Raw genomic sequence first — 681 nt, 5'->3', positions numbered from 1 at the left:
CACCACCGCGCTGCTGCTGATGAGCGCTGCGCCGCTGCTGTTCACCGCCTGCCAGAAGGAGCCGGAGGTGAAGGTGCAGGAAGGCCTGTACACCTCGGTCGAGGCCTGCACCGAGGCCACCGGTGATCCGTCGTCGTGCCGCAATGCCTTTGCCGAAGCGCAGAAGCAGGCCGCCGATGCGGCGCCGAAGTACGCCAGCAAGGAAGCCTGCGAGAAGGATTACAAGCCGGAGCAGTGCGTGCAGCAGCACACCTCGGCCGGCACCTCGTTCATCGGCCCGATGATGATGGGTTTCTTCATGTCGCAGATGCTGAGCAACCGCGGCGGCCTCGCCCCGCAGGCGCCGGCGTCGGCACCGGCATACCAGGACAAGAACGCTGGCTGGGCGCGCCCGGCACCGGGCGGCACCGGTGGCCTGAACACCGCCAGCGGCATCGGCGCCGGCAAGGCCGGTCTGGCACCGGTCACCAGCGAACCGAACCGTGCGGTCACTGCCAGCCGTGGTGGCTTCGGCAACACCAGCGCACGCCGCAGCACCAGCGGCAGCTACGGCGGCTGATCGACCCATGCAGCGCATCCGGATTGCCGCGCGTGCCCAGTGGCGGGCACGCGCGGAGGAAGCGGGTTTCCGTTTCCATACCATCGATGGCCAGCCCTACTGGGATGAAAGCGCGTAGCGCA

At 68.6% G+C, this 681-nt stretch carries 1 protein-coding gene; it reads left to right on the top strand.

Annotated elements, in window-relative coordinates; all coding sequences use genetic code 11:
* Positions 1-559: DUF1190 domain-containing protein (locus ABGA94_RS18725; protein WP_375367914.1), on the top strand; the 559-nt coding region annotated here is incomplete at its 5' end.
* Positions 560-681: the final 122 nt, after the last annotated feature.

Source organism: Stenotrophomonas sp. 3diitr2024, from assembly GCF_042136455.1.
GTDB classification, from domain to species: Bacteria; Pseudomonadota; Gammaproteobacteria; order Xanthomonadales; family Xanthomonadaceae; genus Stenotrophomonas; species Stenotrophomonas sepilia.
This window is presented reverse-complemented; position numbering and strand designations above follow the sequence as displayed.